16 protein-coding genes are annotated in these 23,844 nt (G+C 41.6%); 7 read left to right on the top strand and 9 right to left on the bottom strand.

The window, feature by feature from the left end; genetic code table 11:
- Positions 1-18: 18 nt before the first annotated feature.
- Positions 19-1,191, bottom strand: a complete 1,173-nt coding sequence (locus tag LGO15_RS22405; protein WP_226086091.1) for an acyltransferase family protein — start codon at positions 1,189-1,191, stop codon at positions 19-21.
- Between the two features lie 435 nt (positions 1,192-1,626).
- Here LGO15_RS22405 and LGO15_RS22400 point away from each other — a divergent pair, with 435 nt between their 5' ends.
- The gene (locus LGO15_RS22400; protein WP_413231362.1) at positions 1,627-7,860 is read left to right on the top strand and encodes a pullulanase; all 6,234 of its coding nucleotides are present in this window, start codon (positions 1,627-1,629) and stop codon (positions 7,858-7,860) included.
- Between the two features lie 45 nt (positions 7,861-7,905).
- On the opposite strand, the gene LGO15_RS22395 is transcribed toward LGO15_RS22400, so the two are convergent.
- From LGO15_RS22395 to LGO15_RS22380, 4 genes are read right to left on the bottom strand one after another with little or no spacing between them, the layout of a single operon-like run.
- A complete protein-coding gene (locus LGO15_RS22395) occupies positions 7,906-8,157 on the bottom strand; it encodes a DUF4176 domain-containing protein (RefSeq protein WP_226087963.1) in 252 nt (83 codons plus the stop codon).
- Positions 8,150-8,815, bottom strand: a complete 666-nt coding sequence (locus tag LGO15_RS22390; RefSeq protein ID WP_226086089.1) for a hypothetical protein — start codon at positions 8,813-8,815, stop codon at positions 8,150-8,152. Before LGO15_RS22390 ends, LGO15_RS22395 begins: the two co-directional genes overlap by 8 nt.
- Positions 8,816-8,828: 13 nt before the next feature.
- Positions 8,829-9,578 (bottom strand): hypothetical protein, encoded by a 750-nt coding sequence (locus LGO15_RS22385; protein ID WP_226086088.1) that lies wholly within the window; start codon positions 9,576-9,578, stop codon positions 8,829-8,831.
- 21 nt (positions 9,579-9,599) lie between these two features.
- A complete protein-coding gene (locus tag LGO15_RS22380) occupies positions 9,600-10,679 on the bottom strand; it encodes a bacteriocin class II family protein (protein WP_226086087.1) in 1,080 nt (359 codons plus the stop codon).
- A gap of 564 nt (positions 10,680-11,243) precedes the next feature.
- Here LGO15_RS22380 and LGO15_RS22375 point away from each other — a divergent pair.
- Positions 11,244-11,990, top strand: a complete 747-nt coding sequence (locus LGO15_RS22375; RefSeq protein WP_226086086.1) for a hypothetical protein — start codon at positions 11,244-11,246, stop codon at positions 11,988-11,990.
- An 80-nt stretch (positions 11,991-12,070) separates the two neighbouring features.
- Here LGO15_RS22375 and LGO15_RS22370 read toward each other — a convergent pair whose 3' ends face one another.
- Positions 12,071-12,886, bottom strand: a complete 816-nt coding sequence (locus tag LGO15_RS22370; protein ID WP_226086085.1) for a hypothetical protein — start codon at positions 12,884-12,886, stop codon at positions 12,071-12,073.
- Positions 12,887-13,069: 183 nt separating this feature from the next.
- Between LGO15_RS22370 and LGO15_RS22365 the strand changes: the two genes are divergently transcribed.
- On the top strand, positions 13,070-14,284 hold the full coding sequence (locus tag LGO15_RS22365; protein ID WP_226086084.1) for a c-type cytochrome: 1,215 nt from the start codon (positions 13,070-13,072) through the stop codon (positions 14,282-14,284).
- Positions 14,285-14,340: 56 nt separating this feature from the next.
- Positions 14,341-15,198, top strand: a complete 858-nt coding sequence (locus LGO15_RS22360) for an exonuclease/endonuclease/phosphatase family protein (RefSeq protein ID WP_226086083.1) — start codon at positions 14,341-14,343, stop codon at positions 15,196-15,198.
- 396 nt (positions 15,199-15,594) lie between these two features.
- On the opposite strand, the gene LGO15_RS22355 is transcribed toward LGO15_RS22360, so the two are convergent.
- Positions 15,595-16,455 (bottom strand): protein phosphatase 2C domain-containing protein, encoded by an 861-nt coding sequence (locus LGO15_RS22355; protein WP_226086082.1) that lies wholly within the window; start codon positions 16,453-16,455, stop codon positions 15,595-15,597.
- Between the two features lie 9 nt (positions 16,456-16,464).
- The gene (locus LGO15_RS22350; protein WP_167831258.1) at positions 16,465-17,514 is read right to left on the bottom strand and encodes a tetratricopeptide repeat protein; all 1,050 of its coding nucleotides are present in this window, start codon (positions 17,512-17,514) and stop codon (positions 16,465-16,467) included.
- A 322-nt stretch (positions 17,515-17,836) separates the two neighbouring features.
- Here LGO15_RS22350 and LGO15_RS22345 point away from each other — a divergent pair, with 322 nt between their 5' ends.
- Complete coding sequence (locus LGO15_RS22345; protein WP_226086081.1) at positions 17,837-19,153, top strand: PD-(D/E)XK nuclease family protein; 1,317 nt, start codon at positions 17,837-17,839, stop codon at positions 19,151-19,153.
- A gap of 150 nt (positions 19,154-19,303) precedes the next feature.
- Here the strand turns inward: LGO15_RS22345 and LGO15_RS22340 are convergent, their stop codons facing one another.
- The gene (locus LGO15_RS22340; protein ID WP_226086080.1) at positions 19,304-20,515 is read right to left on the bottom strand and encodes a M14 family zinc carboxypeptidase; all 1,212 of its coding nucleotides are present in this window, start codon (positions 20,513-20,515) and stop codon (positions 19,304-19,306) included.
- A 491-nt stretch (positions 20,516-21,006) separates the two neighbouring features.
- Between LGO15_RS22340 and LGO15_RS22335 the strand changes: the two genes are divergently transcribed.
- Both LGO15_RS22335 and LGO15_RS22330 read left to right on the top strand, forming a co-directional pair.
- Positions 21,007-22,668 carry a sigma-54-dependent transcriptional regulator gene (locus LGO15_RS22335; protein WP_226086079.1) on the top strand — a complete coding sequence of 554 codons (1,662 nt, stop codon included), beginning with the start codon at positions 21,007-21,009 and terminating at the stop codon, positions 22,666-22,668.
- A gap of 173 nt (positions 22,669-22,841) precedes the next feature.
- Positions 22,842-23,834: a 2-keto-3-deoxygluconate permease gene (locus LGO15_RS22330; protein WP_167831262.1), complete on the top strand. Its 993-nt coding sequence runs from the start codon at positions 22,842-22,844 to the stop codon at positions 23,832-23,834.
- Positions 23,835-23,844: the final 10 nt, after the last annotated feature.

Raw genomic sequence — 23,844 nt, 5'->3', positions numbered from 1 at the left:
TTTTGTATTTCTTACTCCCTATATTTTACGGCGGTATGTCCCTGTATTATTTAGTACAAGAGACCCTTCACCAGGACGGCTTGCTTTTAGCCCAAATACAACCCTTAGAATATTAACTCGTCGAATGATCAACTCGTATAAACCCATAATCACTAGAAATGCTGCTGATATCAGAATTATCAGTTTTACAGGAACAGGCCAATCCAGATTATAGATGAAAAACCCCAATATGATGATGACAGGTTGATGAAGTACGTAAAACGGCATGGAGGCTTCACTGGTATATTTCAATGCCTGGTTGGAAACGTTCAGATACTGATCGCCCAGGTATAGGATAAAGAAGATCATGTTCCATACCAATAGGACACGGATGATCATGAATACTGCCCATCCCAATGATATCTCCATAGGAAAGCCATAGAGAAATACCCAGGATATATAGGCAGCGGTACTCAGTATACTTAAAGCACCAGCTAGAGGTCCTATTTTACGGACAAACGGCCTTAATGATCCTCGAGCGAAAAAATAGAATCCAAAAACATATAAAAATAGATAAAAGATGATTCCCCAGCTTGCTAAATTTACGACATTGTTGACTGTCAAAGCGGCGATTGATAGAGGGATAGGAATGAATAAATAATGGCGGATACTAAATTCCTTACCAATCTCTATACCTTTGGTTTTTATGAAAAAAGGCAATGTAATAACCGAGAATAGCAGTAACATTAAAAGATACCACAGGTGATGTCCGAAGAATGCGAAGTTCCCGGTACCGCCAATTTCCAGATAGAGTCCCTCAAAATAATGAGGGAAGAACTCCAGGAATGAGCCTTCAAATTGATGGTTCGTGATTCTTTCTATGTACACCTGGGGAGGTGATAACAGGAAAACCCCCAACAGTAAGGGCAGCCCAAGCCGTAAAAATCTTTCTTTTATAAAGCTTTTCGAATTCCTTCTATTCAAAGCATAGTAAGTAGCCATTCCTGACAATACAAAGAAAATAGGCATGATCCAGTTTCCCAACAAGAGCGAGAAAAACTCGATATATGTTTGATCAATGGAATTGTTTTTAATGTGCCAATCGAACGAATTGAAAAACATCGAACAGTGATAAAGGAAGACGAGCAGCGTGGCCAGTACCTTGATCCAGTCCAAATCTACATATCTAGCTGATCGTGTAATTTTTTCCATAAATTACCCCCTGTGAGATAAATATACAATTTTATTTAAATAAAATACATATTTTTTTTGAGTCTTTCATCCTATGAATGAAGTTTTTTTAGATTTTGGGAATAAATAATCCTGCAGATGTATCTTGAACACCTTTTCGTACTAAATAGGGATAGGTACAGGGACTTGCTGCGCCGTCCATAGGTGCTATCCACTCTTCACATTTCTCTCACATTTTAAATTTTCAGTAGATTCTTTTTGCTTTAATGAATTGAAGTTTCTTTGAATCTATTGTAATATTGAGAGGAAAACTTGTTGCAAGCGTTTGCATAAATTCGAATATTTTTTTGTCGATTTGTGCAAACGATTTCATTCAGCAGAGTCATGGATCAGAGTTTCTACAATAACTCTTCTCTATCACTCTGCAAACATTATAAAAAGGGGGAAGAAATGTTAATGAGAAAGAACACTAAGCGTAATTTCTCGATCTTCATGACTGCAATCATGCTGTTGAGCCTATGGCTTCCTTTTGTGCCAGCTCCTCAAGCATTTGCAGAAGATACTGGCACTGCTGTTGAGTCGACTGACCGCACAGTCCGTGTTCATTACATTCGTGAAGATCAGCAGTATGACGGCTGGAATATTTGGGTTTGGAATACTGGCAGACAAAATGATCAGATTGATTTTCAGTCTTATGAAAACGGAATGGCAACAGCTGATATTGCAGTTGCACCTGAAACCGCTAATATCGGACTTGTAATCCGCAGCACTGATGATTGGGCAACTGCGGTAAAAGAGTTTGATAAAGACCGTATTATCCCGGTCAACAAAAATGACTCTATCACTAAGGCCTTCATCACAAGCGGCGTTGAGCAAATGCGAATCGTCCCTGACGGATCTGGCCCAGTAATTAACCAGGGAAATGCGACTTTCTTCTATCGTGACAAGGAACTTTTCGCTACTGACGCGATGGACACGATTGAAAAAGTAGAATTGAAGTTTAATGATGAAATCATTCCAATGACGTATGAGTCTGAGAATGAGAGATTCACAGCTACTTACGAAAACATCCCTAATGGAACAACTGCTTACACTTATGTTGTAACCATGAAGGACGGCACTACGACTGAAGTTCAGGATCCATACAATCCATCTTCAGAAATCGTCTTCCAAAAGGGCGAGCTGACTGTTTCAGGCACAGTCGCACCAGCTGCGATCGATTACAACCAGAACGCAGTATTATCTCTTGATGTACAAGGAATGACTGATGGATTAACCCTCAGCAAAATTACAGCTGACGTTTCGGCGCTTGGCGGATCCAAGCAGCTGGAAATCGACCCTGCATTAAAAGAAGTAACCATTGCAGTGGATGACAATGTAACAGCTGGAACTAAAGAAATTCCGTTAACTGTTGTTGACTCTTTTGGGAACCCTTACAACGGTACTGCTACTGTAGAAGTTAAAACAAGACAAGCTGTCGGCGCAAATGATTTTGACTGGGATGAGTCGATCATTTACTTCATGCTGACTGACCGTTTCTTTGACGGTGATGAAACGAACAACGATCCTTACAACCAGAACTACGATGCAAAAAATGACCGCGGCACGTATCAGGGCGGTGACTTTAAAGGAATCACAGAGAAATTAGATTACCTCGATGATCTAGGTGTCAACACAATCTGGATCAGCCCGATTGTAGAAAACATCAAGCATGATGTACGTTACGACAATGAAGAGGGCCACTCTTACTATGCATACCATGGCTATTGGGCTAGTAATTTTGGCAACTTGAACCCTCACTTCGGTTCTATGGAAGATTTCCACAACCTGATTGACGCTGCACACGAGCGCGGCATTAAAATCATGGTCGATGTGGTTCTTAACCATACAGGTTATGGCTTGAAAGATATTGACGGTTCTATTGAAAATCCTCCTGCCGGCTTCCCGACAGATGAAGAGCGCGCTACTTTCAGCAGCCTGCTTCGCCAGGGCAGCAATGTCGGCTCGGATGAAGTCCGCGGAGAACTAGCTAATCTTCCTGACTTTAAGACAGAAGACCCTGAAGTCCGCCAGACAATCATTGATTGGCAGACAGACTGGATCGACAAAGCTACAACTGCAAAAGGCAACACAATCGACTACTTCCGTGTCGACACAGTCAAGCACGTTGAAGATGCAACATGGATGGCGTTCAAGAACGCAATCACTGAAAAAATGCCGGAACATAAGATGATCGGCGAAACTTGGGGAGCAAGTGCAGGAAACGACTCTGGATACCTTGAAACAGGAATGATGGACTCACTTCTCGACTTTGATTTTAAAAATATCGCGAAAAACTTTGCGAATGGAAAGCTTAAAGCAGCAAACGATGCGTTAATTTCGCGCAACGGAAAAATCGACAACACCGCTACACTTGGCCAGTTCCTTGGAAGCCATGATGAAGACGGATTCCTGCATGCTGTAGGCAATGACGAAGGCAAGCTGAAGATTGCTGCTTCCCTGCAGGCAACAGCAAAAGGCCAGCCAGTCATTTATTACGGTGAAGAGCTTGGCCAAACAGGAGCCAATAACTATCCGCAATACGATAACCGTTATGACCTTGCCTGGGATCAGGTAGAAGGCAACGGCATTCTTGATCACTACAAGAAAATCCTGAACTTCCGCGGCGATCACTCTAAAGTTTTCGCTAAAGGTGAACGCAAGACAATCGGCGGTACAGACGCTGATAAGTTCATGGTTTTTGCTAGAACATATGGAAATGAAGCTGCATATGTCGGCTTGAACGTTGCAGACGCAGCAAAAGATGTGAAATTGACAGTTGATGCCGGAGCGGTTATTACAGACCATTACTCTAGCAAAACTTACACTGCTTCAGAAGCAGGGGAAGTTGTTTTAACAATTCCTGCAAAAGCTGATGGCGGTACTGTGTTACTGACAGTTGAAAATGGAGCGATTACGGCTGCTGAAGCTGCAGGTACTGAAGATGGCGGCGGAGATGGAAATGTAGACCCGATCCCTGAAAACCATGTCCGCATCCACTACAAGCGCGATGACAACAACTATGAAAACTTCGGTGCATGGCTGTGGAACGATGTTGCATCCCCATCTGCAGGCTGGCCGACTGGCGCTACAATGTTTGAAAAGAAAGACAGCTATGGCGCTTATATCGATGTAGAACTTATCGAGGGCGCGAAGAACATTGGCTTCCTCGTTATGGACGTAACAAAAGGTGACGCTGGTAAGGACGGCGGAGACAAAGGCTTTACAATCACTTCACCTGATATGAATGAAATTTTTATCAAGCAAGGCGATGACAAGGTTTATAAATACGAACCAGTCAACCTGCCTGAAAACACAGTCCGCGTTCACTATGTACGTGACAATGCTGACTATGAAAACTTTGGGCTTTGGAACTGGGGCGATGTTGCAGCACCATCTGATGGATGGCCTACTGGTGCAGCATCATTCTCGGAAACTGATCGTTACGGTGCTTATGTTGATATCCAGTTGAAGGAAAATGCAAAAGAAATCGGCATGATCACGCTAAACAAGTCTACGGGAGATAAGGATGGAGAGAATAAAACCTTCAACCTCCTGGACAAATACAATCACGTATGGGTAAAGCAGGGCGATGACAATGTCTATGTTTCTCCATACTGGGAACAGGCGACAGGTCTTGTATCTGCAGAAGTTCTCAATGAAAAGACGATTCTATTAGGCTTCACGATGACTGACGGTCTAACAGCCGATTCTCTAAAAGAAGCTCTTGCAATCAAAGATGCAGATGGTGCTGACGTGACAATCGACGGTGCCGAAATCACTGGTGCTACTTCTGTAAAAGTTACAGCACAATTTGCTTTAGACAAGCTTCCATTGTCCGTAACATATGCAGGCAGAACGGTTTCAGCTGCTTCAGGCTGGAGAATGCTTGATGATATGTATGCCTATGAAGGAAATGACCTTGGTGCAACTTACAAGGATGGCGGAGCAACATTGAAGCTTTGGGCTCCAAAAGCAAGCAAGGTTGTGGCAAACTTCTTCAATAAAGACGATGCAGCTGAAAAAATTGGCAGCATTGAATTGGTGAAGGGCGACAAAGGAGTCTGGTCTGTTGTCGTAGCTCCTGAAGACCTCAGCGTTACTGATCTTGAGGGTTATTTTTACCAGTATGATGTTACAAATGATGGAGTGACTCGTCAGGTTCTTGACCCTTATGCAAAATCTATGGCAGCTTTCACAGTGAATACGGAAGGCGAAGCTGGTCCAGATGGTGACACTGTTGGTAAGGCAGCGATCGTTGACCTTAGCGATACAGACCCTGAAGGATTCAGCCACGCAAAAATCGATGGCTATAAAAAGCGTGAAGATGCAGTCATCTACGAGGTCCATGTACGTGACTTCACTTCCGATCCTTCAATTGAAGGTGATTTGAACGCAAGATGGGGTTCTTATGAAGCGTTTGCTGACAAGCTTGATTACATTAAGTCTCTTGGCGTAACACATGTCCAATTGCTTCCTGTTATGGCTTGGTATTATGGCGACGAAACGAAGATGGGCCAAAGAGAGCTTGACTACTCTGCAGGCGGCAATGAGTATAACTGGGGCTATGACCCGCACAGCTACTTCTCGCCGGATGGAGCCTACTCACTTGACCCAACGAAACCTGAACAACGTGTAAAAGAACTGAAAGAAATGATCGATGCAATCCATGATGCTGGAATGGGTGTCGTCCTTGACGTTGTTTACACTCATATGGCAAAAGCAAGCCAGCTGAATGATATCGTTCCTAACTACTATGCGTTCCAGGACGCTCAAGGTAACTTCCTTGGCGGCTTCGGAAACAACCTGGCAACAAGCCATACAATGGCTGAAAAGCTGATGGTAGATTCAGTGAAATACTGGTTCGAAGAATACAAGATTGACGGTATGCGCTTCGATATGATGGGTGACGCAACTTATCCATCTGTTCAAAACGCTTATGATGCAGCAGCGGAAGTAAATCCTGATGCATTGTTCATCGGTGAAGGCTGGAGAACATTCGCAGGCCACATCGCTGAGCCAGAATTGGCGGGCATGGGTGCTGATCAGGATTGGATGGACAAAACTGATGACGTTGGTGTATTCTCTGACGAAATCCGTAACGAATTGAAGTCAGGCTTCGGTTCTGAAGGTGAACCTCGTTTCATCACAGGCGGAGCAAGAGACATCAACACCATCTTCAAGAACATCAAAGGTCAGCCAGGCAATACAGCTTGGGACGATCCAGGCGATATGGTCCAGTACATCGCGGCGCATGATAACCTGCCGCTTCACGATGTTATTGCCCAATCGATCAAGAAGGATCCGTCAGTAGCTGAAAATGAGTTGGAAATCCATAAGCGAATCCGCATTGGAAACTCGATTATTTTAACATCCCAGGGAACAGCATTCCTTCACGCTGGCCAGGAGTATGGCAGAACGAAGCAGTGGAAAGGCGAAGGAGTTCCTGAACAGAAGTACCACGAACTGAAGGATGCACAAGGACAGTCATTCGGATACTTCATCCATGACTCATATGATTCTTCCGATGCAATCAATATGTTCGATTGGGAAAAAGCAACAAACAAAGAAGAATACGAAGTGAACACGACAACACAAGCCTTCACAAAAGGTTTGATCGAGTTAAGAAAGTCAACAAACGCGTTCCGCCTTGGCGAAACGGAATTGGTTGACCAAAACGTCACATTGCTCGATATCCCTGAAATCCTAGATACAGACCTTGTCATTGCATACGAAAACGTATCGACTGACGAGACTGGCAACTACTATGTGTTCGTGAATGCTGATACAAAAGCACGCACATTGACGCTTGGCGATTACAACTTCGCTGGCGGAGAAGTACTTGTCGACAGTGATGAAGCTGGTGTGAAGCCGGTAGCTGAACTATCTGGTGTAGAATTAACGGATTCAACCATCACGATCGACCCACTGACGACAGTCGTCATCAAGCTCGATCGTAAAGCGACAGACAGCCCATCAGAAGAAGAACCAGCATTATCAGGCTGGGTACAAAAAGATGGCAACTGGTACTATTATGTTGATGGCGTCATGGCTACTGGCTGGGTCCAAGATGGCGGCAAATGGTACTTCCTGTCTGACGAAGGCGTAATGGCAACTGGCTGGATCAAGGATGGCGGCAAGTGGTATTTCCTTGCAGACAGCGGAGCGATGAAAACAGGCTGGATTAAGGATGCAGGCAAGTGGTACTTCCTTGCAGACAGCGGAGCAATGAAAACACGCTGGATCAAGGCTGGCGGCAAATGGTACTTCCTTGCAGACAGCGGAGCAATGAAAACAGGCTGGATCAAGGCTGGCGGCAAGTGGTACTTCCTTGCAGACAGCGGAGTAATGAAAACAGGCTGGGTCAAGGATGGCGGCAAGTGGTATTTCCTTGCAGACAGCGGAGCAATGAAAACGGGCTGGATCAAAGACGCAGGCAAGTGGTATTTCCTTGCAGACTCTGGTGTTATGAAGACAGGCTGGATTAAAGAAGGCGCAAGCTGGTACTTCCTCTCTGGCAGCGGAGTTATGCAAACCGGCTGGGTAAAATCAGGAACCAAATGGTACTACCTCTACAGCAACGGAAAGATGGCCTACAATACGAAAATCGGTAAGTATAAACTAGGTCCAGATGGAGCTTGGATTCAATAAACCAAAAGAAAGAAGCGAGGGCAACCTCGCTTCTTTTTTTTGCGGTTATATCAGATTTTTATTCGCGAATTCAATTTCTTCTTCATCCTGGAAGCCGATGAAAAAAACTTTTTCGATTTGGTCATGGTTGAAGAGGTACATATATTCTTCGTTTAGGTTCCCTTCTGGATAGAGGCAGGCGATATAATCCCAAACTTTGTCGGAGTTTAATTCTTTTTGCTTCCTTCCGTAAATCATGATTCTTTTTGATCCGCCATTAAGCAATACTACCGAGCCAATTGGCAAGTATTTATCCATCATTACGATTCTCCTTTTTAATGCGTAAAATGCTCATTCCTAAGACTGCAGCTGGGAAAAGGATAAATACTGATCCCATAAAGAACTGATAAGAAGGTTTTACGGATTCTGGATGGGCGAAGGCTGCTTCTTTTATTAGTGTTAAAGCTACAAACATCAGAGCGATAATCCCGACAGCCAAAAAAGATCCGAACACATATGCCTTGCCGCTTTTCCATTTCCTTAGTTTGGGGGATGAGATGAATAGAGACAATATAAGGACAATGACAGCACCTGCAAGATATAAGAGAAGGGTTAACTGGGAGTAGTTTCCTTCCTCAATGATCAGTCCGTCCCTGACTCCGGTCGTATACATCGCACTTGATGTTAGATAGAGTTGAATGCTAAGGACCATAAGGTAAAAGAATAAATAGCGGCCAGCCTTAATCCAGGTTTTGTACTTTTTGGAAAGTGATAATCCATAGCCAAAAAGTGTAACCGAAGAGACTAGCAATATAATAAAACTTATATTCATCCAAATTGGCAGGGTAGAGAAATGCTGCAAATTAATTAGTGAAATGAACATAGTTATGATAAAGAATGCTATATTTACCAACTTAATATTTTTTTGCATTTCTTTAGGGTTTGTGTAGACAGGTTGAGTTCTGACCGTTTTCATTGTATTCCCCTCTCTAACTAGTTAACAACAGAGGCAAGTTGCCTAACTGGGTCTCTCTTAATATAACCTTGTCACCTGCAGCTGAATAGACTGTGGTTGCTGTTTTTATTTTACCAGAATCATTTGCTGCTACTGTCATTTTCGTTTCTCTATGACGAAGGTTCTCTTTTAAGTAGACTGTGGTATTTTGCGAGTGAACCGCAGATAAAATGGTTGATACTGATTTTGCAGGAAGATTCATATTTTCACAGTATGTAAAAAGAGCATCCGTCCCTTGTTCAGAAAGAATTTCTAATAATTTTTCAAAGTCAGCAAGAGATACTTCTAATTGGAATTCATTGAGTTGGTTTATCTCATTGTTCGTGTCGGTGGCCACAGATAGCAATTCACTGTGAAAGCCTTCAGAGGTGACGAGGGATAAGGAATAGTGTTCAGGATATACCTTTACGACAACATTCTTTTCGGTGTTTTCACCAGTATAGATAATGGTTCGTATTTCTTCATTTTCTATAACTGAAATGACTTGTTCTGCTGTGAAAATACCTGCCAGGTGTTCCATTAAATGATCAGTTATATATGGATTTCCTTCTTCATTCAATTTTAGAAATCCTTTTGAAAAGGATTCTTCGCAAAAGCTGATCCATTCTCTCTCCATTTTTTCAGGGGAATAGTCAGCGAATGGGTCTTCGATGAAAAGAGGAAATGGCTGCTCAATGATCACGCATAAAAATCCAATATCAGTTGTTGATAAATCAAATGTCATCCTAAGATCTCCTTTTCTCATCTAGCCAGGTGACACCGCACCAGTCTTCGGTTTGGAATTGAATAGACCGCCTACCCATTCGGCCGCTCCTTTTACAGCACTTCCGACAGCTTCTACACCATCGCCAACGACGTCCTGAACAACGCCCAAGGTTGATTTCTTATTCTTTCCGCTGCCCCATATTTCAGCTTTGAGAAGTTTGTCCCCTACATAAGCTGATAGGACACCTACACCGGCGCCAATGACTGCGCCAGCAACCGTTCCGACTCCCGGCGCGATAAAGGTGCCGACAGCTGCCCCGATTTTTGCACCAGCAACACCAACACCAACGGAGGCTCCGCCAGCTATCACAGCATTGCTGACCTTTCTTTCTACAGAAATTTTCTTTTCAGTAGTCAGTTCATTATATGCCTCAGCACCACCCGAAAGCCAAGGAGCCACTTTCGCGACTACATTAATCCCTTTAACCCACTTAGAGATATTGTATAGCTTCGTTGCATGAGGGTATTTGTTGTTTTTGATGTTTTCAATTGTATATCTTCGTGCTAAACCATGTCCGCCATGGTACGTCTCACTGTTTAAAACCTTTAAGTACTTACCGTCAACTATGAACCTTGGCAGATGGTAGTAGGCAGGCAGTCCAGATAACGGCAACTCGACCAACATATCACGGATTAAATTGATTTCATTATGAGTCAAAAAGTCAGCCAGCCCTTGATCCCAGCGAACTGCATTGGTGGATTTGACTTTATCAGGAGTTTTTCCATTACCAGGAATCTTGCAAACTTCTAATGATTGCGCTTTTTCACCGGCATTTTTCAACATATGTTGAGCTCGCTTCTCAACATTTTTCTCCGCATTTTCATACGTTTGCGTGGCAACATTTATAAAAGACTTAAGTGCTTTTACGTTAGTTTCCAATTCTCGAATCTGCCGGTTAGTTAGCCATAAAGAAGAGTTAATCCCTTTACGGGCTTTAATCCTTGAATCCACAGCATAATTCAATGAGAAAAGCTGTGATTCAAGCTGATCCAATTTAGAGGAAATGGTATGGAGACTTGCGCTCGAATCCCTCACCCTGTCGATATTTACCTTAATCATTCCAGAAAACCGCCTCCTTTGCTGTCCTTTTTAGGAGTAAACACATCTATCAAGATGTTATAACATATCAGTGGTTTTAACAATATTTAACAACTGTTTTAGTACTAAAGGAGGATGTATTTTGGCTCTGTAATGGTTGATTGCCAGATTTTCGTGAAGACGTGGAATTCATAAGCGGAGAATTTCCGGCTATTGTATGTAGCGGACGCTTTTGAGGCCGTAATAGGTGGAGATATTCCGGTTAACTGTTTAAAATAAGCCGAAATTTAATGATTCAGATTAAATAAGCGGAAAACACACCCTTATTTATGTGGAAATGAAGGGGTGATTACAAATTAAGCGGAATTCTTCCGTTTAATTTTTACACCGTGAGGCCAACTTTTAGTTATAGCAAATTTCCTTCTCCGCTTTTTATTCCAGAGCCTCTCCAAATGCTAAGGCGAAATTATCCAATATTTAGTTAAAATCCACTCTATTTTTCCGATATAAAGAATGTGAGTTAGTTTATTGAAAAGTAAGATAATTTAGTTACTCCATCACACTTGAGGAAAAAAGGAGTTTTGGATGATGAAAGGCTCTTTAGAAGTGAAATCTGTTTCTAAGCTTAGTAAAACAGGAGGCATGAAGCACATTGTTTCAATAGCGAACCTGCCGATCAATAAGCTTCAACTAGTGAATGGTAAGTACTGTTATACAATTAATGGCCAAGATAGTAATCATGAAGTGAAAATAAAATTAATTTTTAATAAAAAAATAGTCGATAAACGAAAAAGCCAGGGCGTTGATATTGGTTATATTGAATTTACTTCTAATTTTGTCACAATTAACTTAAGCAGGATTATCGCATTAAAGCGTATTTATAAATCTGGTAACAGCTATCAAACTAGCTACAGTAATATTATCAGTCAGAACTCTATAATCTATGAGGTTACTCTTACATATAAGAAGGGTTATTTTGAGTCAATTATTTCACCCAGGGTTAACAGGACATTAGATAGTCAGACGCAAAAGGCAGCGAATCGTGGCCAACGCATTAATAATCAGACAACAAGCACTTATAATAAGCCAGAAAAAAAGCCAGTGGGTAAAAATCAAACCAGAAATATCGGAACGTTCACCCTTCCGAACAGAGTGAAGATAGGGAGTTCCTCAAACCCGTATGCAGGGGCAATCGGACGTTCGCCGGATGATCTCCGGCATCGGGATATTTGCCAGGCCGATTCAGCTCCTTATAAGTATTCTCCCAATTCTGATAGTATACGGCCCAGAAATGAGTTCCTTGGAGGTACCGGGTCGAATATGCATAGATAAGGAGAATGGGCGTGCTTTTTTGCCATTCAATAGATTCAGTGAATCTAAGGGTCTGGCGTTGTATGCCATCCGAGTTGCCATCAATCCTGCAGCTCATATAGCTCCTCAAAATAATATTCTTGAAATTTCTTATTCAGAATCCCAGTGAAATATGCAATGGGATTCTTTACTTTTATCCTCGATTTCAGCTTACGAACGAGCTGTGTGAAGGAGTCTAATGACAGAGAGAGCAGGAGATCAGCTTCTTTTTCATAATTGTTGCGGTAGGCAGAGATTCTGCTCATGCGCCAGAACTCTTCAATCGCTTTTGCTGTTGGGAAGAAGTATTTTACTAGATTCACGAAAGCACCTGGGATTGAGTCGCTGACAAATAGATGGTCTTCTGGTGCACTTTCGGAAGCGGGCTGGGTTTCGATTGTTTTTTCAATCGCAGCCTTATCTTCACGTTTATTCTTTTCTTTCATGTTAGTTTGAGAAGGAATAATAGTTTTATTTTGGTGGCTCAATTGATCGCCATCTGGTAGTTCGTTCATTGGGAAACGATTGAAAACATACAGGTTGCTCGACTGAGATCCATTTTTACGCGCTGTTTCATGAACGGTGAAAATGCCAATCTTGCTCGCCTTCAAGATCATCCTCTTAAAAGTAGAACGGGAAATTCCCATCTCCCCATATTCCTCGTAAATCGCCTTCAAGACTGTGCCAATCTTGGCATTGGCTACCCCAGGCACCTTCGCAGCAAAACGAGCCAGCCTCTTCAAACCAATCATTTCACCTTTACTGAAAAACCGCTTCTTATCCGCCATCCACATTTCAAAATGATTGTTAAACTCCTTCAATGAACCAAACTGTGAATACCCCTCAAAATCCTCAATACCCGCCGATTTAATTGACATGCTAATGCACCACCCTTTCACCGTCTATATACAAAGAGACAGATGAAAAGGACAGGGCGGGAAGGGATAAATTTTTCGACAGGTGCCTGTCACCACCCGAAATTTGTCGTTTCTAAAGTACTTTTGATTATTGGCCGATATTACCTAAGGGGGATTATATTTGGAGAGAGGGTTTAGGACATCATGGGTTACATCGTTGGTTTTTTTAGGGTTTTGAAGGATGTATTTTTATTTATTTTAGGGCTTATGTTCTTGGCTTTGTTTTTCTTTAGGGTGGTTGAGTGGGGGCTGGAGTATAAGGTTGTTCAGCCTAAGGTTGATAAGATGGCTTATGAGATTACTTCTTTTGCTGAAGCGAATGAGGTGGTTTTTACGGATGATTTGCTTAGTGATTTCGTCCAGTCATGGAAAAAAAGCGGTTGGATTAAAGATAATGAAGAGATAAACATTCGATATGTTCAATTTGGCAATGATAAGAGGTTTAGAGTTAATGTCACGTTGATTGCAGACTACTGGGATCACAGTGTAAGACCAACTGGAAGTTCTGAAATGAATGGAATCAACTGGGGAGAGCCCCCGAGGGAAACGGTAAGAGGGGAGTTTCCACCCTTTGAAGATGATAAAGAAGATAAAAAACAGGTAGCTGAACAAAAGACAGAAACGGAGGAAGAAAATCAGGAGAATGCAAACGTATTAGCTGAGGATGAAAAAACGACGCAGATAGAGAAGATCAGCCACGATAGTATCACTGCATTTATATCACATTATGTGTCTGCAGGGATTTCGGCTATTGATCAAAACGATTTTTCACTGGTTCAGGATTTGCTTGATCCAACAGGGAAGGCTTATAAAGAAAGTAAGAATTACATAAAGCATATGAATGAAAAGGGAATACAGCAAGAACTGCTGGATATGAACGTTACGAAAATTGTCCCATATAACTCAGACGGATTTAAGGTATTCACCACTGAGGAATATAGAGTCATAGACAGTAATGAGACGATTAAAATTAAACGTTATCAATCTGAATATCATCTCGTTTTAATGAATGATGGAAAACTTGCTTTGAGAGAGCTAATTGAAACGAATCTCTTATCCAGTGCCGAAGTGGACCGAGCAATTTATAATAATCACGACGGAAACACCGACTTCTACGATATGGAAGAAGAAACAGTTCATGCGGATCCGGCCTATATATATGAACAGGCCTGTGCCTCCTGCCATGGTGGGGGTTTTGAAGGCGGGGTAGGACCGGAACTATATTCGGTTGGATATCGCATGGACATAAATGAAATAAAATATATCATTATGTACGGACAAGGCAGCATGCCTCCAATGCTGGATGAACGAGAAGCGGAGGCAATGGCTGCGTATTTGGTTGGATTGCAGCAGGAGTGAGAGGAGGAGCCTTCATTCTTGGGTAAAAAAATAAAATAAAGAAAGGACTAAATCGAATGAAGCTTGTTTCATGGAATTGCAGATTGAATAGTAAAGATAGACGCGAAAAATTGATTGAGGTTCTTCCGGATCTTGCAGTCATTCAAGAGAGTCCTCATCCAGATTATATTGCCAATGACCTTTTATTTGAAGATGCCATTTGGGTCGGTCAGGACAAGAATAGTGGACTGGGTGTTTCAGTCCTTTCTTTTTCCAAAGACTATCAATTGACCCTGCTTGTTGATGAAGTGAAATATGAATGGGTTGTGCCGATAAAGGTATCTGGAAAGGAGAATTTCACTTTAATTGCAGTCTGGGCTAAAAGAATGCCAGGAGCTTCTTATGGAAAGGTGCTTTATTCCGCTTTGCAGGAGTATGAGAAATTCATCCAGGACGGACCCGTTATCATCATCGGTGATTTTAACCTTGATAAAAAAGTACGGTCTAGTTATACAGGCATTGGATATGAGAAAATCATGGCACTGTTTGAAAACTATGATTTGAAAAGCTGCTATCACACTATTGAAAAAGAGGAATTCAGTACAGAAAGTAAAGCCACCTACTATCATTACGGGAAGTTTGACAAGCCATTTCATGTTGACTATTGTTTTGGTTCCAAGAAAGTTCTTGAGGGGATGCATAGCTTTACAACTGGCACCGCTGAGGAGTATCTTCCTTTTAGTCATCACGTCCCGCTTATTCTTGATTTCAGCCTTCAAATGCCGGCAGCTGAAAACGAGAAAACGATCATTACACCAGAGATCTTAAAACAAGAATATCTTCTTTCAATTGACAGCACTTTTGCCACAGTTGGAGAACTTGAGGAAGCGATTAAGTATATTAGAGCACTTCGAATCATGGGCAATATGGAATGATTGAGAGGGAGAAGTTATTTCTTCCTTTTTTTATTTATATAAGAGGCATGTAAATGAAAGTTCACAGTATCATCAATGTACGAAGGTAAATCAATTTTTAACAATCCCCTGGGTTCTTGAGGTTAGTAGCATAGCGGTCACATTCAGGGTGATAGGGTAGGGAAGTGAAATTTGGAGCAGGGACAATAAGTAAAAGACCCTTTGCAGATGTTACTACAAAGGGTACTGTTGGAGTGAGACAGTTTTAACTTAATGCCATAAAACAAATATTACCCAGAATAAAAAGTCGCGACACCGAGCGCGATTAAAGCCAATAAAACCCCTAGAGACCAATAAAGTGCTACTTTTATATTTCTATTCATAGTATCCCATCTTTCTGTAAAGTTCCTGCACCTATTAAAATGTTAATAGAATTCCAGTCTTATCGTCTGCGATTTTTAATCTTGGATAATTTAAGCATAATAGATCATTCATCTCAAGGTCATTAATTTTCTTTAATAAAGGTTCCAGTCCATTGTCAAATGCAAACCCCGCTGTTTCTTCCCAACTGCAGGAGGGAATCTGAAGCCCATCAGATAGTAGCAAAATTTGATGAACCCTGTTCAGTGAAATGATTCCATACTCTATGAACTGGGTTGCATCTTCACTTCCATCAAGAATTCCATAGCCTCCCAGTGTATTTAGCTTTGCTCTATTTTCACGTAATAAATCAAGAATTCCTGTTCTTTCGCGATCGAGTATTTCTTTTGCTTGTTCAATTGATACATCGGATAAATCCGATAGATTCGTTTTTAGCAATCGCTCGAATTCAGTAATGGCGATGGAATCTAAAGGAGAGATATGATCTTTAGTCAAAGATCTTACCGAACCATCTGTATATTGAATGAATAGCATACAGTCTCCGGCATGGATGTACTCCATCTTACTCTGTTCCATTTTTATTTTGACTGCTGCAATCCCACATGAACTGCGTTGCTCTTTCGGTAGGTGAGACATTGATTCCTTATTCGTAAGTTCAACAGTTCTTTTCCCAAGAAGCCTATTAGCAAATTCTGCTTTTTCAAGTAATGTTCCTTGATTTTCATCAAGGAGCAAACCTTCCTTGATTATACTGGAAGCTATTTTGCCGGATAAGCCTCCGAGTCCGGTTGCACCGTCAATTACAGCATAGATGTTGTTGTTTTGATCAAGTATAAAATCGTCTTCATTAACCTTATTTATTCCAATTTCATAGACCTTTTCTACTTTTTTATGCATAGCTGCCTCCTACAATAAGAAATGCACTCCGAATCCAAGGCTAATTAACAGGGCGCCCAATAAAAATGCATATAAGATTTTACTTCTGTTCTTTTTTATATCAGAGAACAACACACTAAATGCCACATAACTAATTGTAAGGCACCCTGATAAAATAAATAGCAGAAAAACTGTGTCCATAACAGATTCTTGTTTCGTAAGATTGAATGATCCAATTGTAAAAGTAATGATTGCTACAAAGAAACCAAGCATCTGTAGGTTTTCTGTTTTCGATTTTTCCAGGGATTCAGACATAGCCTCTTTAGAAGCTTGTAAATCTTGTATAGATTCTTCCAGTTTTGCGTTTAACTGCTGATTCCTGATGACAGCCAATTGTGTTTGGTACTCATTGATTCTTAATACGTAATCTTTTTTGCTGGAGTCCTCAAGATCAATAGCCTTTAATATTGCTTCATTTGCAAGCTTATATTGTTTCTTTAAAGACAACATTCTTCCTTTTGTATAATGGAACTTTGCGTACTTAGGAGATAAACTAATTGCACGGTTGAGCATTTCCTCTGCTTTGTCTAAAAGTTTTGAGTGGATACCATAGCCTTCTTCTAGAGCAATGACAATGGTCTCTGCATAATTATGTAAAACTCCCTCCTGAGTAGGCAGTCGGGTTACAGCTTCTTCTGCGTAAAGAATAGCTGATTGATAGCTTTCTTCATTCTTCTTTTCCTTGTACATCATCGAACAAAAATGCGGATAGAGTTCAAAGGTGGAGAACAAATCCCCATAATGGTCTATTATTGCCTCATACTTCGAGGTCTCTTTTAATCTTCTAAAGCTTATGCACAGTGCTAAAAAAGCTACAAACCGGATATGCATTGCATTCTCGTGAATAATAGGGGATTTACCATTCACCAAAGAATAAAGCATCTCCTGCTTATCAAGTCCAAACTCAATACTCCAATCAGCGATACTTGTCTCGAATTTCCTCGTTCTTACAGAAGGAAGAGACTCACAAAAATCTATAAAACTCTGATCAACATCTATATGCAAATCCTTTACCGTCATTTCACACCATCCAACATAAGATATTACTAATATAACAAATTAAGGAGAATATTGGGAACCTAGAGTGGAGACGAACATCATTTCTCCTTTAAGGGTTGCCTGCTTTTATTACACTCATGAAATTTTTGCTCGTATTCCACGCTGTTTTAGAAATTTGTAGAAAAACAGCACAGTGCAAAAAGATAAGTCGGTTTGCAATTTTTGAGACATAATGTTTCAAATGAAAGATATGGAAAAGGTGATTAGCTTACCGATATTAAAGGAAGTGATGCGTCGCACTAATCTTAATTTGCTAGTTGCATAGATTAAAAGGAGAATCTAAATGATTGAAAAAACATGCCCGCGTTGTGGGTCGATTTTAATAGAAGAAGTTTACGAGAGAGAACATGAAACTGATGACGGCGGCATGCTCATTGATGTGCATCCAATCAATTTGTGTACGGACCAGCATTGCGGCTATATGGAGCGTTATGAACCGTTGCCAGAAATCAAGTACCAACAGGGTGAAGATCGATTGTTGCTGGTATATCCAGATGAGAAAGGCAGGATTCTTGAGTTGAGGGATATGGTGATCTGGCCGCCGACTCATTACCTTTCCATTCTTGGAAGGGGGGACTGGGAGGAATATCGTGGCAATCATAATGTTGTGGAACTGCTGGAAAATGCTCGTGACAATGATGCTTATGGTAAAATACAGCCAAATCTATTTGAGTTTGCCACTAGCGAACTTTCACAGGATGCTTTTTTATGCTGGCTGCTGGCATGGAGCCAGGATGATTATCGTTCTATCAATAAACCGTTACATCGGGCTGCGCTTGACTTTGTATCGACGATCTTTAATGTCCATGGAGAGCCGGTGCCATTAATTAAAAAAATTGAAATCGAAAAGCAATACAAAGGACTTGATGTCCTGGCCGTTATAAATGATCGATATGCGATTTTAATAGAAGACAAGACATTCACAAAGAACCACTCAGACCAGTTAAGGCGCTATTCCGAAGCAGTTTATATTAGGAACCCTGAATGGATACAACTGCCGATCTATTATAAAATTGCTGATCAAAGTCACTATCAATCCGTTACGGCTGCGCACTATTTTCCGTTTACACGGAAGCGGATGATTCAGATTTTAAGGCGTGGACGTGATAGTGGAGTAACCCATGATGTATTTCTGGATTATTTATCCCGGCTTGAGTGGTTGAATGAGCAGTATGAAGCATTCAAGCATGTGCCTGTCGATGAATGGAACAGCTTTGCGTGGCAAGGATTTTTTATCGGATTGCAAAAAGAGATTGACGGCAATTGGGGATATGTTTCAAACAGGAAGGGTGGTTTCTGGGGATTCTGGTGGAAGCCGAAGCGACTCAATGATCAAAGCTATTACCTCCAGCTTGAGGAAAACAGACTATGCGTAAAACTTACAGCAGCTGAGGAAGTAAATATGCTTGAAAACGCACGGACTATCCTAAAATCCGTTTTGGCTGAGTCCGATCGAAAGAGCCTATCAATGAGAAAACCAAAGCAACTGCGTACCGGAAAAACCATGACGATTGCATGCCGTCCTGATATTCTACAGGTTACAGAAAATGGGAATGTTGATATGGAGAGAACGATTGAAGAATTGCGTAAGTGGGAGTAGTGAAAGAGGAATCTGACAAGGCTGGCTATATATAAATCTAAAAATGGAAGAGTCTCCTCAAGAAAGGTTAGGAATCTGAAGGTATTGATTGGCTTTTAGTTTGCATTGAAAAAAAGCGGAGGTCCCAGCCCTCCGCTTTTTTTCATACTCTTATAAACTTGGTGAATAGGCAGTCTGCGGGATGTTATCATATTCATCCGCGTCAAGCGTTTCTACTGAACCATCAACTACTCCATTGATAATCCCATATAGTCCGGTTTCTACTGCTTTGACCAGCTGGCCTTTTTTCTTTTGTCCCAGTGAGTGCGATTGTCCTCTTACTTCGAAAAGAACTGTGCCGCTTCCGTTTAGTGCGAAGCTTCCAAGCGCTGTTCCAGGAAGGTCCAGGTTTTGCTGGTAAAGCGTAATATTGTTGAATGGTGAGTTTTCACCAAGTGACTGAAGCGCATTGTAAGCGGCCAGATTCAGTTGCTTTGAATACTCGAAATTATAGTTGTCCTTATACTCAGCGTATTTGGTGCCTGCTGCTGTATTCGGATCTGGAACGAAGTCTGCTGATAGGGACATGGTGACAAGGTCGTCTGTGCCTTCAACATAATATTGGCCCTGGTGGTGAAGGTCGATGAAGACATCTACTTTGCCGAATTCTGTTTGAAGCTTTTTATAAACATCGCGCACGGTCTGTGATTCAGGCGTGATGTACCAGCCAGCTTTACTTGATGTGCCAGGGAAATCTTCTGCCTTTGGCACATAATTGAGGTCAGGGTTGAAGTCCCGGTTCACGTCAAATCCAGGTCTGTCGTTGTAGTCTCTGTCCTGGATAATACGGTTGTTATAGTAGTTCCATGCAGGAGCTGCTGAATCCGCAAGCTGAGGGAAATCCTCGACGACCTCTTCCCATGACATATCATTGCCGCGGCGGTCCAGCTCTGACGCATCAGGATTCATTTTTGGCAAAGTGACGAGAGTGATTTCCTCACGGATTTTTTGTGCTTCAGGTGAATTGCTGGATCCCAGGAATTGAAGCATGCTGAGCAGGGCTTCGGTTCCTGTGTTCTCATTTCCATGGATTTCACTTTCGATTAAGACGACTTTATCTCCAGTTCCTACTCTCGCCTGGTAAATATCCCTTCCCTGATTTGATTGACCGACAACCTCTAAAGCCACTTTTCCCTGGCTATTCGCTTCGATTTGCTGCAGTCGTTTGACCATTTCCGCATAATCGGTATATCCATTGACTGAATAAACCTGGTTTTCATTGTAGAGTTTCCCGTTTGGCGAGTTTGTTGCCAGGGTTGGCGAGGCAAGGGCAGTACATAATGCCAATACACTTAGTCCGGTGATTACTTTGTTTTTCTTCATCGACGATCACTCCTTAAACTAGTAAAAGTAATTTCCTAGCTATTTTAATAAGGTTAATAGGGAAATGTTGCTGCAATTTGTCGAATATTTCGGTTATCGAAATAAATGAGAGAAAGGGACTAGAATGCCTTGTTAGATTGGTAGTTTTGATTTAGGAATAGAAGAGAAGGAGGGTCTATCTAATTTCCTGAATTTTTGTATTGGAGCAACAAATTGAAGAGTAAAGCTTCCTTCCCTACACTGATCCCCCTGGAGCGATGATGTGGTGAGATGAGATGTTTTGCGCTATATAATTTAATTCTGCATTTTAAAAGTAGTTCTTTAATGAGAATTCTCCATGAGTGTTTCTTGATTATAGACCCTTCTGGTTAGGCTTGATGGCTTTGCTGTTGGACGACAATAAGTTTCGGATTTCGGACTACCTCTTTGTCGTTGCGCTTTTCTTACAGGTATGCTATTTATGAAGGTAAGGAAAGAACGGGTGATTATATATGATTAAGGTGTTGTTTATTGCGCCATATCCTGCGATGGCTGTATTGATAGATGAATGTAAGGCAGAGGCGGAAGATTTGGATGTTACTGTAAAGGTCGGCAACCTGGGCTCTGCAGTCCCGTTGGCTAAACGGGCGGAACAGGACGGTTTTGATGTAATCATAAGTCGCGGCGGAACGGCTAAGTCGATTGAAGAAGTGACCAATTTGCCGGTTATTGATATCCATGTTTCTGGTTATGATATGCTGCGTGTACTAACGCTCGCGAATGAGTTTCCCGGCAAGAAGGCGATCGTTGGTTTTTCGAATATCACATTGGGAGCAGAAACGATCACTGATATATTGGAATTTCCAATTGAAGTCTTTACAGTTGAGAGAGCTGAAGAAGTCGGACCGATTATAAAGGAACTCAAGGATCAAGGATACAGCGTCATTATGGGTGATGTCGTTACTGTCCATAATGCTGACCGGTACGGAATGGAAGGAATCCTGATTCAGTCAGGTCGAGAGGCGATTTTTGATGCATTCCAGCGAACCAGAACGATCTATTCCTTTTACCAGAAGAAACAGACAGAAATCGATTTGATGAAGGCCATGCTGGAAACAGAAGCAAATGACTTTGTCGTCCTTGATAATGAGGGTGAAATTGCTTACGAACAATGGAAATCAATCTCACCATCTTTAATAGATGTATCTGAACTTTCCAAAGACGGAGAGCTGAATTCCCAGGCGGTTATCAAGGTTGGCGATGAAGTATACAAGGTGAAGCCATCTGTGCTGACAAATGGGAGCAGGAAATACTATTTATATTCTTTTTCAAAGCTTGGACAACCAATTGATGAAACATTGATAAAAGTGGAGCATGTATCCCAGCTTCCTTTAATCATTCAGGAAAGCGAGCAAATGAGGAATTGTATTTCCTCGATAGGAGCAAATATTAAAAAGTCCAAATGGGCGTTGATTGGTGAAAATGGTACTGGAAAGGGTTTGATTGCAAGATACATCCATTATTTGAAGCTTGAGGGTGATGGACTTTTTGCAGTCGCGATGGCCAGGGACTTTCTAGAGAATTCAGAAGTTGATAAGGACATCAAGACGATTTACCTTCAGGGTATTGATACTTTGGACTTTTATGAACAACAGAGACTAGAGCAGGTGGCTGATTATTGCTGCAGCATCGGAATCAACATTATATATTCGGTTCTTACGGAAAATGAAGGGTTGTTTGATTCAGGTGTAGCACGAATCTATTTGCCGTCTTTGCGTAATCGGAATGGTGACATAAGGGCGCTGGCAGCTTATTTCATAGCCGATTCGAATCAGAGCTTTGGTACTTCGCCGATAAAGATTAAAGAGGAAGCTCTCGACCTTTTGGAAAAATACCATTGGCCGGGCAATGTAGCAGAGTTAAAAGCCGTCCTATATGACGCCGCTGCTGCGGAAAAGGGATATGTTTTAAGTACAGAAGTGATGGGCCCTTTGCTGGAATCTAAAGTTTCAAGTGGGTTTTCAATTAAAGATGATTTTTTACAGGGAACATTAGAAGAAATCGAGAAGAGAATCATCCTTGCTGTGATGGAACAAGAGGACGGGAATCAGACAAGAGTCGCAAATAGGCTGAATATCAATCGTTCCACATTATGGAGAAAGCTGAAGAATTAGTTCTTCAGCTTTTTATCTGTTTAAAAATGCAACAATTTGTTAGGCGTAATTATTTAATGTGAACATTTTGTGAAAAAACTATTGCAAAAATAAAACGTTTTCATTAAAATGAAACATGTAAGCGATTACTAAATCGTTTAAATTTGAAACAATATAAAAGGGGATGCTAGAATATGAGAATAAAGGCAGGTTTAGAAAGAATACCTGGTGGAATGATGGTTGTTCCGTTGCTTATTGCAGCAACATTGAACACGTTTGCACCAAACTTGCTTCGCATTGGTAACTTTACAGAGGCGCTGTTTGTAAATGGCGCAGGTACTTTGATTGCACTTTTCCTTTTGGCGACTGGTGCGCAAATAAATGTTAAATCTTTTGGTGTTTCGGTTGGTAAAGGCGCGACATTGCTTGGAATCAAATGGATTGTCGGTGCCGCAGTTGGACTTATTGCATACTTATTCGCTGGTGATAACGGATTATGGCTAGGTCTTGCGCCTATCGCGATCATCGCTGCAATGACAAATAGCAATGGCGGTTTGTTCGTTGCTCTTGTAGGTCAATACGGAAGTAAAGAAGACCGTGCTTCTTACTCATTGCTTGCTTTGAATGATGGTCCGTTCCTAACAATGGTGGCATTATCAATTTTCGGTGCAATGGGCTTTGTTGACGGAATGTTCTCCATTCAGTCATTCATCGCTGTATTGCTGCCAATCCTTGTTGGTATGGTTTTAGGTAATCTAGATGAAGACATGCGTGAATTCCTTGATAACGGAAGCTCCATGCTGATTCCATTCTTCGCTTTCGCGCTCGGTATGGGAATCGATTTCGGAGCGATCGTTGCAGGTGGATTAACAGGAATTCTATTAGGGGTAATGACAGTTCTATTCACAGGTACAGCAGGTTATTTTGTTTTCAAAGCTTTCAAATGGAATCCAATTGTCGGAGCTGCAGAAGGCTCGACAGCTGGTAATGCAGTTGCGACTCCTGCAGCGATTGCTGCGGCAAACGCTAGCTTCTCTCAATATGCTGAGCTGGCGACTGTCCAGGTAGCTGCGTCGACAGTTACAACAGCAATTCTACTGCCGTTGTTTATCGCTTTCCTTGTAAAACGACTTGAGAAAAAGGGGTACGCGTTCAAGCAAGGAAATGTCATAAAAGTGGATAGTTAAGGGTGTGTTC

Source organism: Mesobacillus sp. S13 (genome assembly GCF_020422885.1).
Lineage (GTDB): Bacteria > Bacillota > Bacilli > Bacillales > Cytobacillaceae > Mesobacillus > Mesobacillus selenatarsenatis_A.
The sequence above is the reverse complement of the archived record's forward strand: the minus strand, read 5'-3'. Positions and strand labels throughout refer to the sequence as shown.

Excerpts from the sequence above, each read along its gene's own strand:
- LGO15_RS22405 (WP_226086091.1), bottom strand. The coding sequence starts at position 1,191 with ATGGAAAAAATTACACGATCAGCTAGATATGTAGATTTGGACTGGATC.
- LGO15_RS22400 (WP_413231362.1), top strand. The coding sequence starts at position 1,627 with ATGAGAAAGAACACTAAGCGTAATTTCTCGATCTTCATGACTGCAATC.
- LGO15_RS22395 (WP_226087963.1), bottom strand. The coding sequence starts at position 8,157 with ATGGATAAATACTTGCCAATTGGCTCGGTAGTATTGCTTAATGGCGGA.
- LGO15_RS22390 (WP_226086089.1), bottom strand. The coding sequence starts at position 8,815 with ATGAAAACGGTCAGAACTCAACCTGTCTACACAAACCCTAAAGAAATG.
- LGO15_RS22385 (WP_226086088.1), bottom strand. The coding sequence starts at position 9,578 with ATGACATTTGATTTATCAACAACTGATATTGGATTTTTATGCGTGATC.
- LGO15_RS22380 (WP_226086087.1), bottom strand. The coding sequence starts at position 10,679 with ATGATTAAGGTAAATATCGACAGGGTGAGGGATTCGAGCGCAAGTCTC.
- LGO15_RS22375 (WP_226086086.1), top strand. The coding sequence starts at position 11,244 with ATGATGAAAGGCTCTTTAGAAGTGAAATCTGTTTCTAAGCTTAGTAAA.
- LGO15_RS22370 (WP_226086085.1), bottom strand. The coding sequence starts at position 12,886 with ATGTCAATTAAATCGGCGGGTATTGAGGATTTTGAGGGGTATTCACAG.
- LGO15_RS22365 (WP_226086084.1), top strand. The coding sequence starts at position 13,070 with ATGGGTTACATCGTTGGTTTTTTTAGGGTTTTGAAGGATGTATTTTTA.
- LGO15_RS22360 (WP_226086083.1), top strand. The coding sequence starts at position 14,341 with ATGAAGCTTGTTTCATGGAATTGCAGATTGAATAGTAAAGATAGACGC.
- LGO15_RS22355 (WP_226086082.1), bottom strand. The coding sequence starts at position 16,455 with ATGCATAAAAAAGTAGAAAAGGTCTATGAAATTGGAATAAATAAGGTT.
- LGO15_RS22350 (WP_167831258.1), bottom strand. The coding sequence starts at position 17,514 with ATGACGGTAAAGGATTTGCATATAGATGTTGATCAGAGTTTTATAGAT.
- LGO15_RS22345 (WP_226086081.1), top strand. The coding sequence starts at position 17,837 with ATGATTGAAAAAACATGCCCGCGTTGTGGGTCGATTTTAATAGAAGAA.
- LGO15_RS22340 (WP_226086080.1), bottom strand. The coding sequence starts at position 20,515 with ATGAAGAAAAACAAAGTAATCACCGGACTAAGTGTATTGGCATTATGT.
- LGO15_RS22335 (WP_226086079.1), top strand. The coding sequence starts at position 21,007 with ATGATTAAGGTGTTGTTTATTGCGCCATATCCTGCGATGGCTGTATTG.
- LGO15_RS22330 (WP_167831262.1), top strand. The coding sequence starts at position 22,842 with ATGAGAATAAAGGCAGGTTTAGAAAGAATACCTGGTGGAATGATGGTT.